This window comes from Methylobacterium sp. PvP105 (genome assembly GCF_017876975.1).
Taxonomy (GTDB): domain Bacteria; phylum Pseudomonadota; class Alphaproteobacteria; order Rhizobiales; family Beijerinckiaceae; genus Methylobacterium; species Methylobacterium radiotolerans.
On the sequence record NZ_JAGIPA010000001.1, the window covers coordinates 1,083,294 to 1,104,850 of the forward strand.

The window sequence follows — 21,557 nt, forward strand, 5'->3', positions numbered from 1 at the left end:
GTGTCAGTCGTCGGCCCGGCGCTTCGTGCGCCTTCTCGTCGGGGCCAGTCGGGGGCGTCAGTAGGCGAGGGCGTCCTTGCCCTCGAAGCTGGTGATCGGCGGGTAGGCGCGCTGGTCGGTGATCACGTCGATCACCGTGACGGCGTCGTTCGCGAGTGCGTCGCGCAGCGCCGGCGCGAGATCTCCGGGGCGCTCGACGCGGGTCCCGGCGCAGCCGCAGGCGCGGGCGATCGCGGCATGGTCCACCGCCTCGAAGTCGCAGACGTCGGTGAAGTCGCCGAACAGGCTCAGCTCCGCGTGCTTCTGGTAGCCGAGGATCTGGTTGTTCAGGACGACGACGATGACCGGCAGCCGCATGCGCCGCGCCGTCTCCAGCTCCGACCAGACGTGGCCGAAGCCGCCGTCGCCGGTCACGCAGATCACGGGCGCGTCCGGGCGAGCGACCTTGGCGCCGAGGGCGAAGGGCAGGCCCCATCCGAGTCCGGCGATGCCGCGCGGGGTGAGGAAGCGCTGGCCGGCCCTCCGCGCCGTGAGGAAGTTGGCGATCCAGATCGAGGCGTAGCTCGCGTCGGCGACGACGACGGTCTCGGGCGTCGTCACCGCGTCGATCTCGGCCATGATCCGCTCGGGTCGGATCGGGGTGGCCTCCATGTCGACGAGGCGGGCCATGTCGCCGGCCTGGGCCTCGCGGGCGCGGGCGATGGTGTCGGCGAGCGCCGCGCGGCGGCCTTTCAGACCGGACAGGTCGCGCTGCCGAAGGACCTCGGCGAGGGAAGCGAGGGTCAGCTTGGCATCGCCAACGAGGCGGAGGGACTCGTAATTGCGGCCGACCTCGCCCCCGTCCACGTCGAGATGGATGAATCGGGCGCCTGCCGGGTAGAGCGACCAGCTGTCGGTGCCGTTCTGATTGGTGCGGTTGCCCACGAGGAGGACGACGTCGGCCTCCGTGACGAGCGCGCGCAGGTGGGACGAGCGCGCCCGCGGCGCCATGAAGTAGCCGACGACGCCGACGGAGAGCGGGTCGGTCTCGGCGACGGCGCCCTTGCCCATCACCGTGGTGGCGACCGGCAGTCCGAGGCTCTGCAGCGCGCCGAGTTCCGAATAGGCGCCGGAGGAATGGACACCGCCGCCCGCGATCACGAGGGGGCGCCGCGCCCCAGCGATCAGGTCCGCGGCCTCCGCGATCCCGGCCGGGTCGGCGACCGTGCGGTCGAGGGGGAAGGTGCCGAGGCTGGCCGCTCGGCGCGGTGCCGAGGCCTCGAAATCCGGCCGCTCGTCGAGCAGGTCCAGGGGCACCAGCAGCACCGCCGGACCGGGCCGCCCGGAGGCCGCGGCCGCGAAGGCCATGTCGACGTAGTCGTCGATGCGCTCGGCGACCGCGACCCGGCGGACCCACTTGGCGACGCCCGCGAACAGGGCGAGGTGATCGAGTTCCTGGAAGGCGTTCCGGTCCGTGAATTGCCGGTGAACGTCTTGGACGATGGCCAACACCGGTACGGATGCCTTCAGCGCTTCCGCGAGGCCCGGCACCAGCAGGGTGGCGGCGGGACCGTTCTGGGCGGCGACCACCGCGACCCGGCCCGAGATCCGCGCGTAGGCGTCGGCCATGGCGGCGCCCGCGTTCTCGGTGCGGTAGCCGATCTGGCGGATGCCGTGGTGCGGCGCGGCCAGGAACAGCGCCGAGGGGATGCTCTGGCCGAACACGTCGCGGACCCCGTGCCGGTGGAGCGCCGCGGCCAGGGCGTGGGCGCCGGTCATGTTGGCGCGCTCGGACATCTCGGACATCAGCGGCTCCCCCGCGCGGCGTCACTGATCGAGAGGACGATCTTCCCGACTTGCTGGCCCCCATCCATGCGGGCATGGGCTTCAGCCACCCGGTCGAACGCGAACACGGAATCGATCGGTGGCCGCGCGCGCCCGGCCGCGAGCAGCGGCAGGACGTGCTCCGCGAGGGCCTCGGCCAGGCGGGCCTTCAGGGCGACCGGGCGAGCCCGCAGCGTCGAGCCCGTCAGCGTCACCCGCTTCGTCAGGAGAGGCTGGAGATCGATCTCCGTCACCCGCGAGCCCTGCTGGAAGGCGATCTGGGCGATGCGCCCGTCGACCGCCACGGCGTCGAGGTTGCGGGCGATGTAGGGGCCGCCGACCATGTCGAGGATCACGTCGGGCCCGCCCCCGTCGGTGGCGGCCCGGGCCGCGGCGACGAAATCCTCCCGCCGATAGTCGATCGCGGCGTCCGCGCCGAGCCTGAGGCAGGCCGCGCATTTCTCGGACGAGCCCGCGGTCACGATCACGCGGGCGCCCCAAGCCTTCGCCAGCAGGATCGCGGTGGTGCCGATCCCCGAGGCGCCGCCGTGGATCAGCAGGCTCTCGCCCGCCCTTAGCCGGGCACGCTCGAACACGTTGCTCCAGACGGTGAGGTAGGTCTCGGGGATCGCCCCCGCCTCGATCGCCGGGAGGCCGTCCGGCACCTTCAGCGCGACCCCCTCGTCGACGACGGCCCACTCGGCGTAGGCGCCGCTATGGACCAGCGCCATCACCCGATCACCGGTTCGGAAGCGCCCGGCACCGGATCCGAGCGCCTCCACGATGCCGGCGAGTTCGAGCCCCAGCACGTCGGAGGCGCCGGGCGGCGGCGGGTAGCGGCCCTCGCGCTGCATCACGTCCGGCCGGTTGATGCCCGCGGACTCGACCCGCACGAGCAGTTGTCCCTCGCCCGGCTCGGGGCGCGGTCGCTCGACGATCCGGAGGACCTCGGGGCCGCCCTGCCCGACGGCGATCACGGCTCGCATCGTGGTGCTCATCGCTCGGCCCCCTGGCTCCCCGCCGCTTCGGGAAGAAGCAGCACCTTGATGGCCTGCCGGCTCCGCGCCAGATCGAACGCCGCCCAGGCTTCCGCGAGGGGACGACGGTGCGTGATCAGCGCCCTCAACGTCCCGGCATGGTCCGCGAGGAGCGCGATCGCGGCGTCGAAGGCGCGCGCCGTCGTGTCGTGGGCCGCGCGCAGCTGCTTCTTGCTGCGCACGAAACCCGTCAGGTCGAGGTCGAGGGATCCGGAGTGGATGCCGGCCACCACCATCACGCCGCCGGAACGCAGCACGCCCATCCCGTCGACCACCGATCGGGCGGATCCCGTCGCCTCGATCACCCGGTCAGCCTCCCCGTCGAAGGTGCGCCGGACGGCGTCGTCCAGGCCGACGCCGGCGAGATCGGCCGTCGCGCGGATGCCGATTCGTCGAGCGAGGTCGAGGCGCGCGGTGTCGTCGAGACCGGCGAGCAGCACGTCCGCGCCCCGGTGCTGCGCCACGAACGCGATGCAGAGGCCGATCGGGCCCGGGCCGAGCACCGCCACACGGTCGCCCGGCCCGACCTCCGCCACGTCCACCGCGTTGACCGCGACCGCCAGCGGCTCGGCCAGCGCCGCGACGGCCAGCGGCATCCCGTCGGGCAGGCGGCGGCAATTATCGGCCGGAACGACGACCTGCTCGGCGAAGGCCCCGTCCGCGTGCAGGCCGACGACTCGCCTTCCCTGGCAATCCTGCGGCCGCTCGGCGCGCAGGCCGCGCAGCCGCCGCGCGGCACTGTCGGGCAGCAGGTGACCCGGTCGCCGACAGCGAGCCCGGTCACGCCGTCTCCCACGGCGCGGACCGTCCCGGCGAACTCGTGGCCGAGGGTGACCGGCATGAAGGGGATCATGAACCCGTAGCCGGGGGTCCACTCGTAGGCGTGGATGTCGCTGCCGCAGATGCCGGCCGCGGCGACCGTGACGGTCACGCGGCCAGCCCCCGGAGTGGTGGGTGCATCGACGTGGACGAGGTCAGCCCCGAAGTCGGCCGTCGCCTTGCGCAACGCGAGCATTTCCGTCCCCTGTCTCCCGCCGAGCCTCTCGGCCCGGCGGCATGCCCTACGGTACGTGCCGTCGACGCATTCCGTTATTTGTTATAACGGACATCGGACCAAGGGGAGGAATATGTCAAGCGCCTCGGCGTCCGAACTGGAAACCGGCGAAATCATGCCGGATTGGGTTCGTCCGATTGTCAAGGAGAGCCTCAGCGAGCGGGCCTACCGCGAGCTGCGCCTCGCGCTGATGCGCGGACAGCTGCGACCCGATACGCGCCTGCGCCTTCGCCCGATGTCGGCCCGCTTCGGCATCAGCGCGACGCCCATGCGCGAGGCCCTGCTCAAGCTCGTCGCCGAGAAGGCCCTCGCGCTCGACGCGCGCGGCAGCGTCGTCGTGCCTCGGCTGACCCTGGATCAGCTCCTGGAGATCCGCGCGATCCGCACCGATCTCGAGGGACGTGCCGCCGCCGCTGGGGCTGCCAGAGAATCGGCCGAGGTCGACGTGCTGGAGGCGATCCACGCGCAGATCTCGCAATGCCACGCGAGCCGCGACTTCGCGCGCGCGGTGAACGTCAACACCGAGTTTCACCTGACGCTGTGCAAGATCGGGCAGATGCCGATCCTGTACGAGATCGTCGAACTCCTGTGGGTGCGCTGCGGCCCGATCCTCTCGCACCTCTACGACGACGGCGTCCCCGACTGGGAACCGCACCCTCATCGGCGCATCATCGACGCCTTGCGCGACCGCGACCCGGTCGCGGCCCGGGATGCGGTGCGCGAGGATATCGAGCGCGGCGGGAGCGGTCTGTTCGCGCATGTCCGCGCGGCCGCCAAGGGGTGATGGCCGATCGCGAGGCGGACAGGGAAGTCGATCGATGCCGGGTGCGGTCGGATCGGCGTCGCGGCCGAGGCGGCGGCCCTGGGCGCGGCGAGCCCCCACCCAGAAAACGCCGGAGTGCGGAGCGTCCTGCAATTGCCGGATGCCGACGCGCGTCTATCCTGCGCCCCATGCGCGCTGATCTCGCCGTCCTCGCTCTGGTCTTCGCTGCCACGGGCGCGCGCGCCCAGCAGCAGCTTCCAACCATTCCCGAGTTGCTGACGGCCGAGGCGAACGCCGCGCGGGCCTGTGAGGGCACCGGGGATCCGGCCATCGTCCGGGAGCAGTGTCGGCTGCGCGATCGGCTGAGTGGGCGCTTGGCTCAGGCGGGCTATTGCTGGGGCCGCAAAGGACAGGCGGACGAGAAGAAGGAATGGCACGCCTGCCAGCCGGACTCGATCTACGAGGATGATATCGAGGCGGTACAGCGCTGAGCGGCTGGCCCCGTCGTCGAACGCGGCCCGTCACTCGAGGGTCTGTACGCCGGGCTACAGCGGGACTTCGCTCCGTAGATGGCGGGGCGATATTCGCGGCTCGACGCGGTGCCGGCATGCTCCTGGCTGAAGAACCTGCTCGCGGTCGGGCTACCGCCCAGTCCGGCTGAAGACGCTCCACGCCAGCGGATCTTCGGGCACAACGCGGCGCTCCCAGCCGCCGCGCGTGCGCTGATCGCGACGGCGCTCCAGCGCGCCGGTCGAGGCCGGCATGCTCCAATCACGCGATCCAGAGAAGTCCATCAGGACAGCGTCCTGAACAGATGTTCGCGAGCGCGTATCGGCGCGGCTGCGCGGCATTCGCGCCACCCCCAGCATCGAACGAGATGCATCACCTGAACCCCCCGGGCTCCAACGTCGACCCGAGGAACAGAATTAGCATTGCACGCACCATCGATTTATTGCTCAGATCGTTACTGCAACAAAAACGTAATTTGCCAGATAATATCGGAGCCAACCTCGCAGATACGGTACTGATTTTCTATTCCAAGACACCAGAAACATCTTGAACTGCACAGGCAGAGTGTTAGACCGCCATCGTCGCTCAGAGCTCCGACAACGATACGGTCGCCATCGATGATTAACACGATCAAGGGCAGGCTATTCGCACTTCTCGCCGTACTGGGTACACTCCTCATAGGATCAGCAGGGCTCAGTAATTACGCGCTCTATAAAAATTTCAGGGGTCTCGAATCGATCTACGCCGACAGAGTCATGCCGCTCAGCCAGTTCGGCACGATGCGCGATGCTTTCGATGCCATCCTCACCGCGACGCGAGATTTCGAGGTCCACGCGATACAGGCGGCCGAAGCCGTGACGATCCTCGATCACCAGCTGGCACGGGCGAAGGAAGCCTGGGCCGCCTACCTGACCACGTATCTCACGCCCGAGGAGACACAGCTCGTCGCGAAGCTGACGCCGCGATTCGACCGCGACGCGGCGATCGTGGCCGACCTCGTCCGCGCCTTGACGAACGGGGACCTTGACGCTGTGACCGCGTCCCGGATCGATCTCCTCCGGGCGATGAGCCCGACAACGGCGACCATCGGCGAGCTGTCCGACCTGCAGGTCCGCGAGGCCCGCGCCGAGTTCGAACGCGCGGACGCGATGGCGCAGCGCCTGCGGATGCTGCTCTTGGCGACACTGGCCGGCGCCGCCCTAGCGGTCGGGTACGGCGTCCGTGTGATCCTCACCCAAGTCACCCGCCCGATCGGCCGGACGACGGCGACGATGACCCGTCTCGCCGCGGGCGACCTCGATGCGCGGATCGACGGCGCGGACCGTGGCGACGAGATCGGCGCGATGGTCAAGGCTGTCCAGGTCTTCAAGGATGCGCTCGTCGCGAAGCGCGCGGCGGATGTGGCCGCCGCCACCGAGGCGGCCGCGAAAGCGCGCCGCGCCGAGACCATGGACCGCGCCACGCGGACGTTCCGCCAGCAGATGGAGGGCCTGACTGCGGCGTTAGCGACCAGCGCCGGGGCCATGGAAAGTGCCGCCGCGACCATGGACCGGAACGCCGGACAGACCGCGACGCAGTTGCTCCAGGTCTCTTCGGCGGCCGAGCAGACCTCGGTCCACGTGCAGACCGTCGCGGCGGCCAGCGAGGAACTGGCGACGTCGATCGGGGTCATCAACGGCCAGATCACGCGCTCCTCGGACATGGCCCAGCGCGCGGCGGCCGAGGCGACGGAGACCAACACCCTCGTGATGAGCCTCGCCGACGGCGCCGAGCGGATCGGCACCGTGATCAGCCTGATCGCCGGGATCGCCGCGCAGACGAACCTGCTCGCGCTCAATGCCACCATCGAGGCGGCCCGCGCCGGAGACGCGGGTCGCGGCTTCGCGGTCGTCGCCACCGAGGTGAAGGAGCTGGCGGCCCAGACCGTCCGAGCGACCGAGACGATCTCCGATCAGGTCGCGACGATCCAGAAGGAGACGCACCGCGCCGTCGACGTCATCCAGGCGATCACCGCGTCCGTCCTGGACCTTCGGACCATCGCGACGAGCGTGGCGGCCTCGATGGAAGAGCAGGAGGCGGTGACGCAGGAGATCGTGCGGAACGTCAGCCAAGCCGCCGACGGCACGCGGGCGGTCACGGTCACGATCGGAACCATCACGCAGGCCGCCGGCGAGACCGGCCGGACCGCGGCCGCGGCGCTGGACGCGGCCACCGCCCTGTCGCGGCAATCGGAGACCCTGAACGCCGCGGTCGCGGGATTCCTCGCGGCGGTTCAGGCAGCCTGAGGCGGCGCGCTCAGCCGCCGGGCGATCCGGGAGGCTGCGGCAGGCGCATCAGGGGCGCGCCGACCCGTAGGATCGATCCGACGGCGAGCCCCGGGCAGAGCTCGAAGCCGGCGGGCGCCAGCACCACGATGGTGGAACCGTGCTCGAACCAGCCCATCTCGGCGCCCTTCGCGAGCCGGGCCGCGGTGGGAATGCGCCGTCCCCCGGTCTCGCGCAGATTGAGCCCCTCGGGCAGGAAGCCGAGGCGCAGACCGGCAACGAGGATGGCCGCCACCGGCACCAGCGTCACCGCGTGCCCGCCCGGAGCGAGGCGCAGGCGCAGGACGGCGCGCTCGTTCCTGCAGAACAGCGCCTCGACGCGCTTCAGGGCAATCGGGTTCACGTTCCAGGTATCGCCCCAGATGTGGCGCACCGACTCGACGCGCAGGTCGTGCGGGGCGTGGAAGCGATGGTACATCCCGGCCGTCAGGCGCAGGGTGGCGTAGCAGCCCCCCTCGTGGGCGCGCGCCAGCGCTGTGTCACCGCCCAGCAGGTCGGCGAGTCGGTAGGACAGGCCCTTGATCTGGTACAGGCGGCCGGCCTCGATGCGGCCGTGGGCCCCCAGGATCGCGTCGCTGGGGCTCGTCAGCAGAGTCGGGTCGGCCGCGATCGGCCGGGCGCCTGAGCGCAGGGCCCGCACGAAGGCGGCGTGAAGGCTGGGGAAGCGCGTCTCCCGCGCGTCGCGGAGATCGACGTCGCAGAACAGCCGCCACGTCGCGATCGAGAGGTCCCGGATCAGCGGCTGCTCGATCCGGCTGAACCAGCCCATGAAGCGGGTCGCCAGGCGGCGCGGCAGACGGTTCGTCAGCAGAAAATTGAGATCCTCCTGCGCACCGATCCGCGCCAGGAGTGTCCGCAGCCGGGATCCCGCAACCGTCATCATGCCGTGAACCGTCTCCGGTAGGGCGCGGGGCGATGTCCGCGCTCCTCATCACCCTGTCCGCCACCACCGCCGCCGCGGTTCTCGCGCTGCCACGGGCGGCCGAACGCCTGCAGCTCTCGCGGGCGAAGCACCGCTCGCTCACCGGCCACGCCCGCATGGCCCGGCGCGTCGCCCGGCTGATCCCGCACTATTCCTATTCGGAGCGCGCCTTCTTCCGGTCGGACGATCCGGACGAGGCGGTGGCGTGCCGCCGCGAGGCCGGCTTCGCGCGGCTCTCCGACCTGTTCCGGGCGCGCTTCGCCAGGACACGGGCCGAGACCGAGTCGGTCCGCGCCGGGCTCTCGGACCTCCAGTTCACCGGGCTCTACCGGGTACCGTTCCAGTACGCCCGGCACGTGCGCGCGCATCTCGGCACCGGCGCCTTCGCGGCCGCCGCGTCGGGCGTCACGGTCACGGATCTCGACGGCAACGTCTTCTACGACCTCGCCGGCTCCTACGGCGTGAACCTGTTCGGCGTCGACTTCTACCGGGCCTGCCTGGACGAGGGTGCCGCGCGGGTCTCGGCGCTGGGCCCCGTGCTCGGGCCGCTCCACCCGGTCGTCACCGGCAACGTCGCGCGGCTGAGGGCGATCTCGGGCCTCGACGAGGTCTCGTTCCACATGTCCGGCACCGAGGCGGTGATGCAGGCGGTGCGGCTCGCCCGCTACCACACCGGCCGCCGCCGGATCGTGCGCCTGTGCGGCGCCTATCACGGCTGGTGGGGCGATGTGCAGCCGGGCATCGGCAACCCGGTCCCGACCCGCGACACGCTCACCCTGGCCGACATGTCCGAGCGGACGCTGCGGGTGCTCGCCACCCGCCGCGACGTCGCCTGCGTCCTGGTCAACCCGCTCCAGGCCATGCACCCGAATGCCGGGGCGCCGGCCGATTCCGCGCTGGTCGACAGCGGCCGCAGAGCGGCCTTCGACCGCGCCGCCTACACCAAGTGGCTCCACGAACTCCGGTCGGTGTGCAGCGCCCGGGGCATCGTGCTGATCCTCGACGAGGTCTTCATGGGCTTCCGCCTCGCCCGCGGCGGCGCGCAGGCCTATTTCGGCCTGCGCGCCGACATGGTCACGTACGGCAAGACTCTCGGCGGCGGCCTGCCCGTCGGCGTCCTCTGCGGGCGCGCCGACCTGATGCGGCGGTACAGGGACGACCGCCCCGTCGACATCTGCTTCGCGCGGGGCACCTTCAACGCCCATCCCTACGTCATGGGCGCGATGGGCGCGTTCCTCGACCGGCTGGACAGCCCGGCGGTGGCCGCGCTCTACGCCGATCTCGACGCGACCTGGGACGCGCGCGCGCGGCACCTCAACACCCTCCTGGCGGGGGCCGACCTGCCGGTCCGGGTCGCCAACATGTCGACGGTTTGGACGGTCCTGTACACCAAGCCGTCGCGCTACAACTGGATGCTGCAATTCTACCTGCGCGCCGAGGGGCTGGCCCTGTCGTGGGTCGGAACCGGCCGCATGATCTTCAGCCTCGCCTACGACGACGCGGCTTTCGAGGCCGTGGCGACGCGCTTCGTGGCGGCGGCTCAGGCTATGCGTGCGGATGGCTGGTGGGAGGGTGAAGTGCCGAGCGACAGAGCGATCCGCCGGTCGATCCTGCGCGAGGTCGCGGCGGTCCGCCTGGGCAGGCTCGGGGACCGCCTGGGTCTGCGCGCGCCGGATCAAGCCTGATTGGAGTGCCGGCCGCGCGGGACCGGCACCCGGGATCCAATCTCAGGCGCCGCGCTCGTGCGGCTCCTGCTCCTCGACGAGTTCGCCGTGCAGCAGGGCGAGCGGCGCCTTGTGGTAGAGCTTGATGTCGTGGAACGGGTCCGTGAGGATCTTGGTCACCCAGACAAGGCCGGTCTGGACGTCGCGCTGCAGGAAGAGCTGGACCATCCGGAACAGCAGGCCGGCAAGCGCCAGCCACAGCCAGATCCAGCCGACGTTGCGGATCAGGTCCGCGGTGCTCTGATGGGGCGCGATCAGGCCGAACAGGCTCGGGTCGAAGTAGAGCGGGAGGGGGGACAGCGCCCAGATCGCCAGCAGCACGATCTTGCGCTGCAGGTTGTAGCCGACCTTGATCTCCTCTTTGTGCTCGTGCGTCGCGTCGTTGACGTGGTCGTAGCCCTTGGGCTCGAAGAACAGATGGCCGGCCTGCCGGGACGTCATTGCCACCAGCCAGCCGATCAAGGCCGCCGTGGCCGGGTCCTTGAACGCCAGGGCGTAGGCCACCAGGAAGCTGATCGCGCTCACCACGTGCAAGCTCTGATTGACGCGGTTGTGGTGGTAGTAGCGGTGGTCGTCCCAGCGCTGGATGCGCAGCGCCTCGAGAAAGCTCGCCATGATGTGCGTCCCCGATCGAAGGTTGTGGTGGGCTGGTCGAAGCTGATGCGTGCCTAGGCGGCGCGCTTGCGCAGGCGGACGAGGGAGAAGTGGCCGAGCGGCGGGAGCGCGCGGCGCTCGACGATCTCCACCGGCGCTGCGGCGGCCCAGGCCGCGTAGCGCTCCCAGGAGAACTCGGTCCGCCAACCGAGGCGGCTGGTCACCGGTGCGAGGGCGCGCTCCACCGTGCGCCGGAGGCCGGCCTCGGCACCGATCCGCGTGGTGATCACGATCTCGCCGCCGGGGCGCAACACCCGGGCGAACTCGTCCAGCGCCGCCTCGGGATTGGGGACCGCGGTGACGACGTACTGGGCCACCACCACGTCGAAGGCGGCGTCCGGGAAGTCGAGCTGCTCGGCATCCATGACGGCGAGGCGCTCGACGTTGCGCAGGCGCAGCCGGGCCACGCGCTGGCGCGCCTTCTCCAGCATGGGCGCCGAGATGTCGATGCCGACGATGCTGCGGGCGCGCCGGTAGGCGGGCAGGGACAGCCCCGTGCCGACGCCGACCTCGAGGATCCGGCCGCCGATCCGTTCGGCCGCGGCGGCCGCCAGCGTGCGGCCCTGCGCGAAAACGGGCCCGAAGACCAGGTCGTAGACCGGGGCCCAGCGACCGTAGGCCTTGGCGACGCCGTCGCGGTCGAGATCGGGCCCGAGCGGGCCCGCGCGCGTGGAACCGGTGTCGTGCATTCCGAGGGCCATGGGCGTCCTGTTCGGTTATAGGCTGGGTCGACGCGACGGTGGCTTGGACCGACCGCCGGTCGCGGATTTGGGGCTGGCGTTCCCGGGCCCGGTCCACATCACGGGCCGTCGTGCCGCTCAGCGCTGCGCCGGCGACGCTCTCCCGCTTCGCCCGGCTCGCAAGGTCGCAGGGCGGCGCCGCGCGATGCCGCGGACCGGTCAGGACGGGCGGAGGCGCGGGAGGCGGGATCTCGGTTCATGCATCGCCGCCCGGACCATCAACGACCCCACGCCGCATCTCCGCCCAAGTCTTTCCGCCGGCAAAGCTATGTCGCGCGTTTGACAAGCTTGTGACAGATCGATCAAATCCGCATATCTGCAATCGGTTTGCTGGCAACATACTGATCTGAGACGCAAAACGGCTGCGTTGAAGGCGACCTAATCGTTCCGGCGGCCAACCTGATCTTGGCGCGCTGCGGTCCGCGCAGCCGCGTGTTGGCCCGCCGCTCACGCGGCGTTCACGATGCTCCGAACACCTCGCCGTTGCGGCCTCGTCGCGGATGCGGAGATGCGCGATGATTTGAGGGTGAGGAGACCCAAGGTCGCGCCTTCGACATCTTCTCGCCCTGATATCGACGAGATGTGACCCGGTATCCCCAGCAGGACAGGGCGCGACGACGCGCCGAAGGAGTGTTTCGCGTGATCGAGAATTTGCGGCGTCAGACCATCGCGGTCGCGGCCATCGCCGGGATCGCTCTCAGCGCCGGGCAGGTGCAGGCCGCGCAGTGCGGCAACACCGCGGCCGGTTTCGATGCGTGGAAGCGGCAATTCGCCGAGGAGGCGCGCGGCCGGGCCAGCGCGGCCAGCCTCGCGGCGCTGCAGAACACGACCTACTCGACCGCCACCATCTCGGCGGACCGGGGCCAGCACAGCTTCAAGCTGTCGCTGGACCAGTTCCTCGCCAAGCGCGGCGGCCCGACCATCGTCAAGCGGGGCCGGGCTCTGAAGCAGCAGAACGCGGCCCTCTTCGACTCGATCGAGCAGCGCTACGGCGTGCCGCCGGGCCCGCTCCTGGCGATCTGGGGCATGGAGACCGGCTTCGGCGCCGTCCGCGGCAACGTCAACACGCTCTCCGCGGTGGCGACGCTCGCCTACGATTGCCGCCGTTCGGAATACTTCACCGACCAGCTCTACGCCGCGCTGACCCTGATCGATCGCGGTCTCCTGACGCCGAACACCCGAGGCGCGGCCCACGGCGAGGTCGGCCATACCCAGTTCCTGCCGAAGAACGTGTTGGCCTACGGCACCGGCGACCTGAACAACGTCGGTGCGGCCCTGTCGTCCACGGCCAACTTCCTCAAGGCCCATGGCTGGCGGGCCGGCGCGGGCTACCAGCCCGGCGAGCCGAACTTCGCGGCCATCCAGGGCTGGAACGCGGCACCGGTCTACGAGAAGGCGATCGCTCTGCTCGGGCGCCAGATCGACAACGATTAGCAGTATTTCGGTCACGGATAGACCGGTTCGAACTACGAGAACTGCGGCGGCGCGCCCGAAAATGGTCCCGATCGGGCCAAGATCGATCATCGCGTCGCCCCAGAAAAGCCGGCCCGGCCCCGCTGTCTCACTCTGAGCGGGGCCGGACCGCCCGCCGCGACGTCTCCGCCTTTCCGGAGAGCGGCAGCCGGCACGCCCCGCCTCGCGACGAGGAGCATGGGCAACCGCGATGGCTGTCGAATCCGTGCCGCTAGACGGCGCCAAGACCCGGAACGCGCGCAACACCTGGCTCGCGCCTCTGACGGTGCTCACCGGCCTCGTGACGATGGCCGCCCTCGGGAGCAGCGTCCTGCATCGCGCCCCGGTCCCGGTGACCGGAATCGAGAGCCCCCGGACGGAAGCGCCGGTGCCCGCAACGGCTGCGGAGGACGGGGCCGAGACCGCCACCGCCGAACTAGGGGCTGCAGGCTCGCCCGATGCCGGCCGCGAGACCATCGGCGCTCCGCAGTCGCGCTGGGCGTGGAATCAGATCGCCCCGCCGTCGCTGACGCCCGAAGCCGAGCCCGAGATCGGCGCCGAGGCCGGCTCCCAGCCCGGGACGCAGGCCGCCGAGACGCCGCTCAGCGCGGTGGTCGTCCCGCTGCCAATCCCGCGTCCGCCCGAATTCCGCGCCCCCTTGGGCCCTGGATTCGCCCGACGGTCCGAGCGGCGCATGGCGCGCCGCGAGTTGCCGCCGGCCGCGCAGCCCACGCCGCAGCCCGAGGAGCGCTCGTTCCTCGAGAAGCTGTTCGGCATCGAGCGCGGACCGGCCCTGGCCTACACGGCCCTGGAGAGCAAGCCGGCCGACGTCGCGCCGCCGGCGCAGCGCGTCTCGCCGCCGCTGGCCCCGACCCGCGATCCGGGCCCCACGGCCGGCATCGCGGTCTACAACATCGCCGCCAAGACCGTGACCCTGCCGAACGGCGAACGCCTGGAGGCCCATTCCGGGCTCGGCGAGGGTCTGGACGATCCGCGCCTCGTCAATGTGCGGATGCGCGGGCCGACGCCGCCGGGTACCTACGACCTCACCGAGCGCGAGCGGCCGTTCCACGGTGTGCGGGCGATCCGCCTCACGCCGGTCGGCGGCAACGAAGCCGTCTACGGCCGCGTCGGCCTGCTGGCGCACACCTACATGCTGGGCCCGCGCGGCGACTCGAACGGCTGCGTGTCGTTCCGCGACTACGACCGGTTCCTGCAAGCCTTCCTGCGCGGCGAGGTGCAGCGTCTGGTGGTCGTCAGCGGCACGCAGGACCCGCTGCCGAGCCTCGCCGCCGGCACGGTGACGACCCGCATGGCCCGAAACGGCGGCTGAGGACGGCTCGCCGCGGGGCAACCGCCGCAAGCGCGCTGAGGGTCTACCAGCACTGCTCGCGCGGCGCTTGGAACCGGCCGCGCCGGCCCGCAGAACGCGGCGGCGGCGCGTACCGGCGCCGCGGCACGCGAAACTCGGTCGAGACCATGCCTGCACAACGAACGGCCGCCGCGGCCGTCCGCGCTTTCCTGTGGCTTCCCCTCCTCCTGGCCGCCGACCGGGCCTGGAGCGCGTCCGCGCCGGACCATGTCGGAGCGGCAGTGGTGGGCGCGCACTTGGCGGACCGGATCGTCGGCACCTGGGACCTCGTCTCCTACAAGGTCGAGGACAAGGAGACCGGCAAGCTCATCGACGCCATGGGCGGCACGCCGCGCGGACGCGTCATCTTCACCAAGGACGGCTGGGTCGCCTTCAACCTCGAGGGCAGCGCGCGCAAGCCCGCGACCACCGACGCCGAGCGGGCCGCGCTGATGAAGACCCTCGTCGCCTATATCGGACGTTACCGGATCGAGGGCGACCAGTGGGTCACGAGCGTGCAGACGGCCTGGGCACCCGAATGGGTCGGCACCGAGCAGCGTCGCACCATCCACATCGACGGCGACTACGCCGACGTCACGACCCCTTGGCGCGTGATGCCCAACTGGGATGACGGCCGGCTGTCGCGCAGCATCATCCGGTTCAAGCACATGCCGTAGCGACACGTCCGGCGGCGCCGCCAGACGCTGACACGCGGTCCAGCGGCCGGGGCAAGTCTATCGGCGGGTCGCCGCCGTGGCCGCCGGTCGTCGCGGCGGACTGACAGGATGGCGGTGATTGCAACCCCGGCAGTGATTGTCCTCTGAAGCCTCGTCCTCTATGAGGCCACCATCAATCTGCTGAGCCAAGCCAGCCAGCATCTTCCCGCCCACCCGGCAATCGCGCCACCGCGCGAGCGAGGTCTTGAACCGGAGATCCGTTCTCCGGCGTGATCGCGCGCCATTGCGGAGGGAAGGCCTGCGTCGCGCGAGCGCGTCCCATCGTCCCGCGATCCGTGCGGGCCGGGGACGATGGAAGCGATGCGGACCAGCGCAGGACCGTCGTGTCGGGTCGAGCGAGGCCGCGAGCGTACCGCGACGGGAACGGGGAAACGATCCGGAAGGCCGGACGGGCGGAGTTCGCGCCCGTCGCATCGAGTGTCTTCCGTACGCGGGGCGGCCAATCGGCCGGTCCGGTACGCAAAAGCGGGATCTGCCCATGCGTGGCGACGACGATAACCAACACCAGCGCGACCGCCGGGCCGCGAACGTGCTGCCCCTCAGCCGGCGGCAACTCCTCGGCACGGCCGCGACCGGCCTGGCGCTGGCAGCCCTGCCGGGCCCGCTGGCCCTGGCCGATGGCGCGGACAGCAAGGTCGACGTGCTGCTGATCGGCGGCGGGATCATGAGCGCGACGCTCGGCGTCTGGCTGAACGAGCTGGAGCCGAACTGGTCGATCCAGATGATCGAACGTCTCGATCAGGTCGCCCTCGAGAGCTCGAACGGCTGGAACAATGCCGGCACCGGACACTCGGCCCTGGCGGAGCTGAATTACACGCCCGAGAAGAAGAACGGGCAGATCGAGATCGCCAAGGCGGTGGAGATCAACGAGGCGTTCCAGGTGACCCGGCAGTTCCTGGCCCACCAGGTCAAGACCGGCGTGATGACGGACCCGCGCGCCTTCATCAACTACACGCCCCACATGAGCTTCGTCTGGGGTGACGACAACATCGCCTACCTGAAGAAGCGCTGGGAGGCCCTCAAGGCGAGCCCGCTCTTCGCCGGCATGGAATATTCGGAGGATCCGGAGCAGCTCCGCAAGTGGGTTCCCCTGATGATGGAGGGACGTGACCCGAAGCAGAAGGTCGCCGCGACGTGGTCGCCGCTCGGCACCGACTGCGAGTGGGGCGAAGTGACCCGGCAGTACGTCGCCCACCTGCAGAAGCAGCCGAGCTTCAGCCTGCGGCTCTCGACCGAGGTCGAGAGCATCACCAAGAACGGCGACGGCTCGTGGCGGGTGAGCGCGAAGAACCTGAAGGACCGGACGCGCCGGACGCTAGACGCGAAGTTCGTCTTCATCGGCGCGGGCGGGGGCGCCCTGCACCTGCTGCAGAAATCCGGCATCCCCGAAGGGGACGATTACGCCGGCTTCCCGGTGGGCGGCTCGTTCCTGATCAACGACAATCCCGACGTCGCCACGCTCCACCTCGCCAAGGCGTACGGCAAAGCGTCGGTGGGCTCCCCGCCGATGTCCGTGCCGCATCTCGACACCCGCGTGCTCGGCGGCAAGCGCGTGATCCTGTTCGGGCCCTTCGCGACCTTCTCGACCAAGTTCCTCAAGGAGGGCTCGTACTTCGACCTCCTCAGCTCGACCACCACCAGCAATCTCTGGCCGATGATGAAGGTCGGCGTCGACGAGTTCCCGCTGGTCGAGTACCTCGCGGGGCAGCTGATGCTGTCGGACGACGACCGGATCGCGGCGCTGCGCGAGTACTTCCCGAAGGCGAGGAAAGAAGAGTGGCGCCTCTGGCAGGCGGGGCAGCGCGTGCAGATCATCAAGCGCGACCCGAACAAGGGCGGCGTGCTGAAGCTCGGCACCGAGATCGTGAACGCCAAGGACGGCAGCATCGCGGCCCTTCTCGGGGCCTCGCCCGGTGCCTCCACGGCGGCGCCGATCATGCTCCAGGTCCTGGAGAAGGTGTTCGCCCAGAAGGTCGCCACGCCGGAATGGCAGGCGAAGATCCGTGAGATCGTTCCCAGCTACGGCACGAAGCTCAACGACGATCCGGACCGTGTCGCCCGCGCGTGGGCCGACACGAGCGCGCAGCTCCGGCTCCCGACCCCGCCGCAGATCGACCGCGCCGTGCTCAAGCCGGTCACGACCGGCAGCACCGTGCTCAACAGCAGCGCCACGCCGGTGAAGGAGCCGGTCCACGACCTCGCTCCGTGAGCGGCGTGGCCCGGGGCGCTGCCGTTCGTGCGCCCCGGGCCACGCGGTGGCCCAACTCCGACTCTGCAGGCTTCGCGGTTGCCCGGAGAGCGCTCAGAGGCCGACCCGCCCCAGGGCCGGCAACTTGATCCCGGGCCGCCGCAGGTCGATCCCGGCGACGGCGCCGAGCAGGTTCAGCTCCAGGCCCTCGACCCAGCCGAGCGTCAGGCCGGCATAGCCGCCGAGATTGAGGCGAATGCCGGTTCGGGACGGCGTCGGACCGATCCAGCGCCCGTCGTAGGGGAAATCCTTGCCGATCGCGGTCGTCGGCAGGCTCGCGCGGATCTCCGGAACCGCCGCCATGACGGCGGCCACGAAGGTGTTCGAGTTCGGACCAGGCCAGACGACGTAGTCGCCGGGCCGGCTGTAGCGGTACTCGGCCACGGCCTGCCGGATCCGCGGGAGCATCGTCTCCGCCTCGGGCCCGTCGGCCGCGAACACGGTCGTCGGCGTGTTCCCGAACCAGCGCCCGTCCGGCACGAACCGGTCGACCCAGATCGGCTGCCCCCAGGCCGTGTAGTCGAACCGGCTGTAGGCGCGGGCGCCGCGCTCCTTGAGGACGATCCAACTGTGCGTCGCCACGATGCCGCGCCAGCTCACGGTCCGTGCCGAGAAGATGCGCAGCACGGCGCCGGGATGCGCGTCCGCGCGCGGCAGCAGTCCGGCGCTGGACCGATCCGCCAGACGCCAGTCGCCGCTCGCGCGCGTCGCGTAGAGCAGGGCTGAGACCGCCACCGGCACGAGGAAGAGCGCGGCGAGCGCGAGGAGGGCGATCCTGAACAGGGTCACGGGCGGTCCGGCGGGGGAGGGGGAACAGGATCCGGATGTAGGTATCGACCGCACCCGCGAAACTGCGACCGACGCGACCCGGGGCTGCTCGCGCGTCAGGGCGCGGAGGCCAGGGCGTCCAGCAGCAGCGTCGCGGCGAGGAGATCGGCGCACCCGCCGGGACTCAGGCGCGCGGCCACGAAAGAGCGGTGGATCGCCGCCGCGCGCTCGCGCCAAGCCGGAGCCGCGATGCCGCCGGCGTCGAGAAAGGTCGCGGCGGCCGCGCGCGCGCCGACGAGGCCGTCGGCGCCGCCGCGGTGCAGGAGATTCGTGTCATCGACGACCGCCAGGAGCGCGAAGAAGCAGTGCACGCGCGCCGCCTCGGGATCGCCGGGGGCGCAGGAACGGCCGAAGCGGAGGGCGGGAAGGCCGACGGCCCGGATGGTCGGGAAGCCCGAAGCGGCCTCGGCACTGGCGCCGCCGACGCCGAAGCGCCGCGCCGCGCGGCCGCCGTGGCTGACAGCCGAGACCGGTGCCCGGCTGATCGCCGGCCCCCAGAGATGCCCAACCGCCTCGGCCAGGGCCTCGGCCCCGGCCCGCCCGACACCGTGCCCTTCACCTTTCGCTCCCGCCGCGGCGCAGATCAGGCCGAGCGAGAAGATCGCGCCCCGATGCGCGTTGACGCCGCCCGTCGCCCGCATCATCGCGATCTCGGCTTTCAGACCGATGGCCCGCAAATCCGCCATCTCCGCCGCGCGGGCACCCGCCGCGACCAGCTCCGCGAAGAACGGCCGGATCGCCGCCGCGCTGCGGCGGAGAGTCTCCGCATCCATGTCGTCGTGGCTGCCGGAATCGACCGGGCTCACGAGGCCGGGCTTGGGCCATGTCTCCAATTCGCCGATGAGCGCCGCGTGCGCAAGATCCGCGACGCGACCGGCGCTGGGCGCGTCGGCGCGGCACGCGTCGGCATCCGGCGCAGTCAGGCTCTGTTCGTCGCGCAGGGTCGGGCCTCCTCCCGGCTTCGCCAGCGCAGCCGAAGCGGCGTCGGGCGGTCCGACGTATACCGGATGGCGGCGCCCGCGCATCCGCGACGGTCTCCGCGCGGGGTCGCCTATCCGGACTTAGAAGGAACCGACGAAGCGTTCGGGCAGCTGCCAGAGGTCGGGCGCCTGGACCACACTCTTACGCTCGATCGCGTCGGCGAAGATCCGCTTCGTCGTCTCGAAATGGGCCTCACCCGGCCGCATCTGAACGCGACGGCGCGGGATCCGGCCGACATCCGCCTTCACGAAGGTCAGGAACTCCGTCGGGTCGATGGCGTGGTGCGAATTCGGGATGCCGATCGGCGCGGCCGCATTCCGCTTCTGCTGGCGCCTGAAGAGTATGTCGTGATCCAAATACGCCAGATGGAACAGGAACAGGTCGCGAAAATCGGGGCGGTGATCCTGGATCAGGCAATGGAAGCCGACATGCCAGTCGACCCGCTCCGACACGATGGTGGACTTGCACAGGGTCGATATCGGACGGATGAATCCCCGCTGGCCAGAGATGGGCGCCGCGACGTTGATGGGAGCCTCGTCCTGCACGTGCAGGACATCGGCTCCGAACAGATCGAGGATTGGGGGCAGCGATCGCGCGGCGATATAGTCTGAGAGGTTCGGCGACACGTCGGGATCTGGAAGGATCAGCTCGTCGCTGTCCGCATAGAGAACATATTTGAAGCCGATGAACAAAGATGCGCAGAAATCCCTGACTGTGTGGGCGCGCTCCCACTCGTTCAGGGGCAGTCGCGGCAATCGGATGACGTTCGCGCGCAGCCCGGTTGTCGAGCCGTCGTCGGAGCCGTGGTCGAGGATATAACAGTTTTCAGCCCCGACCTGCCGCTCGTAGTGCTTCAGCCAGAGCGGAAGCATGGTCGTTTCATTGTAGGTCATGGTCACGGCGGCGAGCGGCCTCTTGTGCAACGGCATCCCTTCCCGCCAACGCGGCATTCACCGCGCTTCCACAGCGCATTCGCGAAGCGTTTGTTCGGAGCTTAGATGCAATGGATCGTGCGCAGCAACTCCTGAGGTCGCTGACCAAGGATGCCCGCATCGTCGAGGTTGGCCCGAGCTTCAGCCCGCTCGCGCCGAAGCGCGACGGCTGGAACACGTTCGTCATCGATCACGCGCCGCGCGCCGAGCTCATCGAGAAGTATCACGACCAGACCGTCGACCGGATCGAGGAGGTCGATTTCGTCTGGACGGGGGGCTCGATCGCCGACGCGGTCCCGGTGGAGCAGCACGGGACGTTCGACGCGTTCATCGCCAGCCACGTCATCGAGCACACCACCGACGTGGTGACCTTCCTGCGCGCCGCCGAGACGCTGCTCCGGCCGGACGGCGTCGTGATCCTGGCCGTGCCCGACAAGCGCAAATGCTTCGATTTCTACCGCTCCCTGACCGGGACGGCGGACGCGATCGCGGCCTTCTTGGAGAAGCGGAACCGTCACACGGTCCGGACCCACATCGACTACGCCCTGAACATGGCGCTGAAGGACAACGGCACGGTCGGCGCCTGGTCGGGCCGGGACACGCGGCCGGCCATCCCGGCCAACCCGCTGACCGACGAGGCGCAGTGGCTCGGCGCCGCGCAGCTGCCGCACTACGCCGACGCCCATGCGTGGGTATTCGTGCCGGCGAGCTTCAACCTGATGATCCTGGAGCTGTCGCAGCTCGGCTACATCGATCTGCGCGTCGAGGATTCCCTCGACATGGACGCGACGGAATTCTTCGTGTGGCTCCGCAAGGGACGCCAGCGCCTGGCGCCGGACGAGATCCGCGAGCAGCGCACCGCGCTGATGCAGCGCGCGATCGTCGAGCTGGCGGAGCAGGTGCAGCAACTGCCCGAGACGTCCTTCGTGGAGATGGCCTCGGCGGGGGCCCTGCGGGACCAGCTCCTCAAGGCGACCTATAGGACCGACGCGCTCCGCACGGTGCTGGCAGCGCTGCGCGCCAGCATCGGTCGATTCGGGCTGGATCGGGCCAAGTTCAAGCGCCTGATCGGCGCGGCCAGCCAGAAAGTGCCGGGGAATCACTCGGCAGCGGTACAGCACAGGATCCTGTTGACCGAGGCGACCAAGATCCTCGAAGGAATCGCGGATACCGCCGCCGAGGTGGACGATCGGGACCCCGCCGTCATCGACAGCGCCGTGCTGGTCGCGCCGCTCGGCGCGGCCCAGTTCGGGGATCCGCTCCTCGCCGCAGAACTCGATCGCGAGCGCCAGCGTGCCAAGGCCGTCCGCATGGTGCTGGACGCCGTGCTCGGAAGTCTGCGCGGCCGCGCCCTCGACAAGAAGCGGTTTCGGGACCTGGTCACGCAGGCGGCCGCGCAGACGCCGAATGACGGACCCGAATCCGCCCGCCACGCGGTGCTGTCCGAGGAATCGCGGCGGGTCCTCGGCTTGCCGATCGCCTGAATCCGACTACGGC

General features: G+C 70.4%; 17 protein-coding genes and 1 pseudogene. 9 read left to right on the forward strand and 9 right to left on the reverse strand.

The genetic code is table 11. From position 1 onward, the window contains the following. Positions 1-57 precede the first annotated feature (57 nt). The 3 genes and pseudogenes from J3A75_RS05085 to J3A75_RS37205 all read right to left on the reverse strand — a co-directional run bounded on the left by J3A75_RS05085 (position 58) and on the right by J3A75_RS37205 (position 3,855). Positions 58-1,785 (reverse strand): acetolactate synthase catalytic subunit, encoded by a 1,728-nt coding sequence (locus J3A75_RS05085; RefSeq protein WP_070998415.1) that lies wholly within the window; start codon positions 1,783-1,785, stop codon positions 58-60. Next, positions 1,785-2,801, reverse strand: coding sequence for an NAD(P)H-quinone oxidoreductase (locus J3A75_RS05090; protein WP_209649751.1), 1,017 nt, complete (start codon positions 2,799-2,801; stop codon positions 1,785-1,787). Before J3A75_RS05090 ends, J3A75_RS05085 begins: the two co-directional genes overlap by 1 nt. After that, positions 2,798-3,855: pseudogene (locus J3A75_RS37205) on the reverse strand (zinc-dependent alcohol dehydrogenase). Before J3A75_RS37205 ends, J3A75_RS05090 begins: the two are co-directional and overlap by 4 nt. Before the next feature lie 112 nt (positions 3,856-3,967). Between J3A75_RS37205 and J3A75_RS05100 the strand changes: the two are divergent. The 3 genes from J3A75_RS05100 to J3A75_RS05110 all read left to right on the forward strand — a co-directional run bounded on the left by J3A75_RS05100 (position 3,968) and on the right by J3A75_RS05110 (position 7,452). Beyond that, positions 3,968-4,678 carry a GntR family transcriptional regulator gene (locus J3A75_RS05100; RefSeq protein ID WP_083374271.1) on the forward strand — a complete coding sequence of 237 codons (711 nt, stop codon included), beginning with the start codon at positions 3,968-3,970 and terminating at the stop codon, positions 4,676-4,678. Between the two features lie 167 nt (positions 4,679-4,845). Next, entirely contained in the window at positions 4,846-5,148 is a 303-nt protein-coding gene (locus J3A75_RS05105) for a hypothetical protein (protein ID WP_012317361.1), read from the forward strand. 636 nt (positions 5,149-5,784) lie between these two features. After that, positions 5,785-7,452 carry a methyl-accepting chemotaxis protein gene (locus J3A75_RS05110; protein WP_070998421.1) on the forward strand — a complete coding sequence of 556 codons (1,668 nt, stop codon included), beginning with the start codon at positions 5,785-5,787 and terminating at the stop codon, positions 7,450-7,452. A 10-nt stretch (positions 7,453-7,462) separates the two neighbouring features. On the opposite strand, the gene asd is transcribed toward J3A75_RS05110, so the two are convergent. Then, entirely contained in the window at positions 7,463-8,374 is a 912-nt protein-coding gene (asd, locus tag J3A75_RS05115; RefSeq protein WP_029358463.1) for an archaetidylserine decarboxylase, read from the reverse strand. Between the two features lie 32 nt (positions 8,375-8,406). On the opposite strand from asd, the gene J3A75_RS05120 reads away from it, so the two are divergent. After that, complete coding sequence (locus J3A75_RS05120) at positions 8,407-10,098, forward strand: aminotransferase class III-fold pyridoxal phosphate-dependent enzyme (protein WP_070998423.1); 1,692 nt, start codon at positions 8,407-8,409, stop codon at positions 10,096-10,098. 42 nt (positions 10,099-10,140) lie between these two features. On the opposite strand, the gene J3A75_RS05125 is transcribed toward J3A75_RS05120, so the two are convergent. Further along, a complete protein-coding gene (locus J3A75_RS05125) occupies positions 10,141-10,752 on the reverse strand; it encodes a membrane protein (protein WP_024827637.1) in 612 nt (203 codons plus the stop codon). A gap of 53 nt (positions 10,753-10,805) precedes the next feature. Beyond that, entirely contained in the window at positions 10,806-11,492 is a 687-nt protein-coding gene (locus J3A75_RS05130; protein ID WP_043073067.1) for a class I SAM-dependent methyltransferase, read from the reverse strand. Positions 11,493-12,170: 678 nt separating this feature from the next. Here J3A75_RS05130 and J3A75_RS05135 point away from each other — a divergent pair. The 4 genes from J3A75_RS05135 (at position 12,171) to mqo (ending at position 17,280) form a co-directional block, all read left to right on the forward strand. Then, positions 12,171-12,965 (forward strand): lytic transglycosylase domain-containing protein, encoded by a 795-nt coding sequence (locus tag J3A75_RS05135; RefSeq protein WP_012317367.1) that lies wholly within the window; start codon positions 12,171-12,173, stop codon positions 12,963-12,965. A gap of 229 nt (positions 12,966-13,194) precedes the next feature. Further along, positions 13,195-14,316, forward strand: coding sequence for a tlde1 domain-containing protein (locus tag J3A75_RS05140; RefSeq protein ID WP_063111976.1), 1,122 nt, complete (start codon positions 13,195-13,197; stop codon positions 14,314-14,316). Between the two features lie 146 nt (positions 14,317-14,462). Then, positions 14,463-15,011: a lipocalin-like domain-containing protein gene (locus J3A75_RS05145; RefSeq protein ID WP_076727932.1), complete on the forward strand. Its 549-nt coding sequence runs from the start codon at positions 14,463-14,465 to the stop codon at positions 15,009-15,011. 538 nt (positions 15,012-15,549) lie between these two features. After that, positions 15,550-17,280, forward strand: coding sequence for a malate dehydrogenase (quinone) (gene mqo / locus J3A75_RS05150; RefSeq protein WP_059407908.1), 1,731 nt, complete (start codon positions 15,550-15,552; stop codon positions 17,278-17,280). Positions 17,281-17,373: 93 nt separating this feature from the next. Here mqo and J3A75_RS05155 read toward each other — a convergent pair whose 3' ends face one another. From J3A75_RS05155 to J3A75_RS05165, 3 genes are all read right to left on the reverse strand, one after another. Further along, positions 17,374-18,108 carry a DUF3750 domain-containing protein gene (locus J3A75_RS05155; protein ID WP_012317371.1) on the reverse strand — a complete coding sequence of 245 codons (735 nt, stop codon included), beginning with the start codon at positions 18,106-18,108 and terminating at the stop codon, positions 17,374-17,376. A 95-nt stretch (positions 18,109-18,203) separates the two neighbouring features. Next, on the reverse strand, positions 18,204-19,172 hold the full coding sequence (gene mdcB / locus J3A75_RS05160) for a triphosphoribosyl-dephospho-CoA synthase MdcB (protein WP_012317372.1): 969 nt from the start codon (positions 19,170-19,172) through the stop codon (positions 18,204-18,206). A 36-nt stretch (positions 19,173-19,208) separates the two neighbouring features. Next, complete coding sequence (locus tag J3A75_RS05165; protein WP_245295987.1) at positions 19,209-20,021, reverse strand: glycosyltransferase family 2 protein; 813 nt, start codon at positions 20,019-20,021, stop codon at positions 19,209-19,211. 110 nt (positions 20,022-20,131) lie between these two features. On the opposite strand from J3A75_RS05165, the gene J3A75_RS05170 reads away from it, so the two are divergent. Beyond that, a complete protein-coding gene (locus tag J3A75_RS05170) occupies positions 20,132-21,544 on the forward strand; it encodes a methyltransferase domain-containing protein (protein WP_070998429.1) in 1,413 nt (470 codons plus the stop codon). Positions 21,545-21,557 lie beyond the last annotated feature (13 nt).

Coding starts and splice junctions, on each gene's coding strand:
- J3A75_RS05140 (WP_063111976.1), top strand. CDS start 13,195: ATGGCTGTCGAATCCGTGCCGCTAGACGGCGCCAAGACCCGGAACGCG.
- J3A75_RS05110 (WP_070998421.1), top strand. CDS start 5,785: ATGATTAACACGATCAAGGGCAGGCTATTCGCACTTCTCGCCGTACTG.
- J3A75_RS05100 (WP_083374271.1), top strand. CDS start 3,968: ATGTCAAGCGCCTCGGCGTCCGAACTGGAAACCGGCGAAATCATGCCG.
- mqo (WP_059407908.1), top strand. CDS start 15,550: ATGCGTGGCGACGACGATAACCAACACCAGCGCGACCGCCGGGCCGCG.
- J3A75_RS05125 (WP_024827637.1), bottom strand. CDS start 10,752: ATGGCGAGCTTTCTCGAGGCGCTGCGCATCCAGCGCTGGGACGACCAC.
- J3A75_RS05090 (WP_209649751.1), bottom strand. CDS start 2,801: ATGAGCACCACGATGCGAGCCGTGATCGCCGTCGGGCAGGGCGGCCCC.
- J3A75_RS05165 (WP_245295987.1), bottom strand. CDS start 20,021: ATGACCTACAATGAAACGACCATGCTTCCGCTCTGGCTGAAGCACTAC.
- J3A75_RS05085 (WP_070998415.1), bottom strand. CDS start 1,785: ATGTCCGAGATGTCCGAGCGCGCCAACATGACCGGCGCCCACGCCCTG.
- J3A75_RS05130 (WP_043073067.1), bottom strand. CDS start 11,492: ATGGCCCTCGGAATGCACGACACCGGTTCCACGCGCGCGGGCCCGCTC.
- J3A75_RS05145 (WP_076727932.1), top strand. CDS start 14,463: ATGCCTGCACAACGAACGGCCGCCGCGGCCGTCCGCGCTTTCCTGTGG.
- asd (WP_029358463.1), bottom strand. CDS start 8,374: ATGATGACGGTTGCGGGATCCCGGCTGCGGACACTCCTGGCGCGGATC.
- mdcB (WP_012317372.1), bottom strand. CDS start 19,172: ATGCGCGGGCGCCGCCATCCGGTATACGTCGGACCGCCCGACGCCGCT.
- J3A75_RS05105 (WP_012317361.1), top strand. CDS start 4,846: ATGCGCGCTGATCTCGCCGTCCTCGCTCTGGTCTTCGCTGCCACGGGC.
- J3A75_RS05120 (WP_070998423.1), top strand. CDS start 8,407: ATGTCCGCGCTCCTCATCACCCTGTCCGCCACCACCGCCGCCGCGGTT.
- J3A75_RS05170 (WP_070998429.1), top strand. CDS start 20,132: ATGGATCGTGCGCAGCAACTCCTGAGGTCGCTGACCAAGGATGCCCGC.